Annotated in this window: 4 protein-coding genes; 1 reads left to right on the forward strand and 3 read right to left on the reverse strand. The window is 45.8% G+C overall.

Annotated elements, in window-relative coordinates:
* Positions 1–250: 250 nt before the first annotated feature.
* Complete coding sequence (locus QZZ35_RS11115) at positions 251–1141, forward strand: LysR family transcriptional regulator (protein ID WP_291237463.1); 891 nt, start codon at positions 251–253, stop codon at positions 1139–1141.
* On the opposite strand, the gene QZZ35_RS11120 is transcribed toward QZZ35_RS11115, so the two are convergent.
* The 3 genes from QZZ35_RS11120 to QZZ35_RS11130 all read right to left on the reverse strand — a co-directional run.
* Positions 1113–1550 (reverse strand): EutP/PduV family microcompartment system protein, encoded by a 438-nt coding sequence (locus QZZ35_RS11120; protein WP_291237464.1) that lies wholly within the window; start codon positions 1548–1550, stop codon positions 1113–1115. The two genes, QZZ35_RS11115 and QZZ35_RS11120, sit on opposite strands and share 29 nt — an antisense overlap.
* 15 nt (positions 1551–1565) lie before the next feature.
* Positions 1566–1913, reverse strand: coding sequence for a BMC domain-containing protein (locus tag QZZ35_RS11125; RefSeq protein ID WP_291237465.1), 348 nt, complete (start codon positions 1911–1913; stop codon positions 1566–1568).
* Between the two features lie 16 nt (positions 1914–1929).
* Positions 1930–2423, reverse strand: a 494-nt coding sequence (locus QZZ35_RS11130) for a BMC domain-containing protein (protein WP_291237466.1), incomplete at its 5' end; no start/stop codon positions are given.

The raw sequence follows: 2423 nt of genomic DNA on the forward strand, positions 1-2423 counted from the left end.
CTGCAAATTTTCCCGCAATCACACTGTCGGCAATATTATAAAGCTGCTGAAAAATCACACTGATAAACATTGGCATCGTAAACTGCCAAAGCACTTTCTGGGGATTTCCTTCAGTTAAATCTTTTATCATTTTAATCCTTCTTTCATTGCGTTGATATTCAAAAGGGATTATACTATAAGCTAACCAATAAATAAAATTAATGTTTTTTATGATATCCATAGTTTAAATCTATATTGAAAGGGACAACACATGAATTTTGATCTGTACAAAACATTTTATTATGTAGGCAAATGCGGCAGTATTACCTCCGCCGCAAAAGCTTTATATGTCACACAGCCTTCCGTATCTCATGCGATACAGACACTTGAACGCGAACTGGACTGTCGTCTTCTTATCCGTTCCCCAAAAGGTGTTGAACTTACTCCGGAGGGAAAGCAGCTTTATCAGTCGGTAGCCAAAGCCTGTGAAACGATCTTTAAAGCCGAACAGAAACTGGAAGCCTCAAAAAATCTTTCCGAAGGACTGATCACTATCGGTGCAAGCGAGACGACCCTTCATCACTTTCTCATGCCCTATCTGGCAGATTTCAGAAAAAACTATCCGAATATCCGCCTGAAACTTTTTAATTCAAGTACACCCCAGATGATCCATTCACTGCTGAACGGAACGACGGATTTTGCTGTTCTGATCATGGACAGAAATTACCGGCAGGAAGAACTGTCCGTCACCCATTTATCCGATTTTCAGGATTATTTCATTGCAGGAAATGATTTTTCCCGCTTAAAAGATCGCAGGATCTCACTGGAAGAACTTTTAAATTATCCACTTGTCTCCATGGAAAAATCCACTCTGACACGAAACTTTTTTGATCAGGTCTTTGCCTCCCACGGTCTTGATCCGGAACCAGATATTGAACTGGCAACAACAGATCTGATCGTCCCTGTCGTTGCCGGAGGTCTTGGCATCGGCATGGTTCCCGAACCCTTCGCCAGAGATGCTCTGTCTCAGGGACTGATCTTTCGCCTGAATATAAAAGAGAAAATTCCCCGCCGTGAAATATGCCTCATAAAAAAGAAAAAGGCTCCCCTCTCTCTCGCAGGGGATGCCTTTATCAAAAGTCTTCTGTCAGATAGTCGATGAGTTCTTTTATTCCCTCACCGGTCATACTGCATATTCTGAAAATCGGACGGGCACCTGCCAGCGTCAGACTTTTTTCTGCCGCGCGCAGCTGCCTCTCATCCTTTATTAAATCGTTTTTTGTGATCACACCGATCATCGGTTTCTGAAACATGGCCTGAAGACCCGGAGGCAATGTAAAGGTCTGATCTGTCGGATCCTGAAGCAATAAAATAACATCTGCTCCCGTCGCCGTGACAGCCAGTGCCTGATAGAATTGTCTCCGCTCCACATATTCTCCCGGCGTGTCAATAATATTATCTGTAACCTCCAATGCCTGCGTCTTTTTATATATAAGGCTCTGGTTTGTCAAATACTGGCACAGGGTGGTCTTTCCGCAGGAGACCTTACCGATCAGCATCAGTTTTTTCATATCCGTCTCCCTTCATCAGGTCCGTGTAATCGGCGCCACGTCAAATCCAAGAATGTTCGCCAGTGTATCATTGACCGCGATCAGTGCCGCCTCCACACTGGATACATCACCGCAGATTACAAGAGATCCGCTGAATCTGTCTACAAAAACAATATCGACTGCAGCCGCCTTTGTCGCCACATCCGCACCGATGATCGCCGCCTCACTCGGCGTGATCGTCATAATTCCGAGAGCACCCCGGTTGTCTGTGATCACACCAAGCTTTGTATAAAGATCTTCTTTCGGATTGGCGATCAAATGGGCCATCGTTGTCTGTTTTCCAGGTACAAACTCCTGTATGATTCTCTGTTTTGCCTCACTCATAGTTTTTTCCATCCCTTTACATCAGACTTTCAAATATTTCCGGACGCGGACTTGGAATGACGACGCTCGATACAAGCAGACCATTTTTCTTTCCGTCCATACTTCCCGCATCAACGGATGCTTTGACGGATGACACATCCCCTGCCATGACGACAAAGGATTTGCCTCCCAGTCCCATGCCGAGACGCACATCAAGAAGGGTCACATTCGCAGCCTTCACTGCCGCATCTGCGCCATAAACCGCAGCGGTCACGCTGTAAAATTCCATCACGCCGATGGCACCGGTGCCATGAAATTCTGTTGCCTGATTGATTGCTTCAATCACCTGGGGATGAACTCTCGGAATGACGGTTGAGTCTACGACAAAACTGCCGCCGACTGCAATGCCCGCATCCATAGATGCTTTTACCGCGGCCACCTCTCCTGTAAACAGGATATTATATTTGCCGGGGCAAACCGGTTTTGCAAATGCAAGTTCCACCTGGGCAGCTTTTAAAATGGCATCTGCCG

The organism is Frisingicoccus sp. (assembly GCA_016298055.1).
Taxonomy (GTDB): domain Bacteria; phylum Bacillota; class Clostridia; order Lachnospirales; family Lachnospiraceae; genus Frisingicoccus.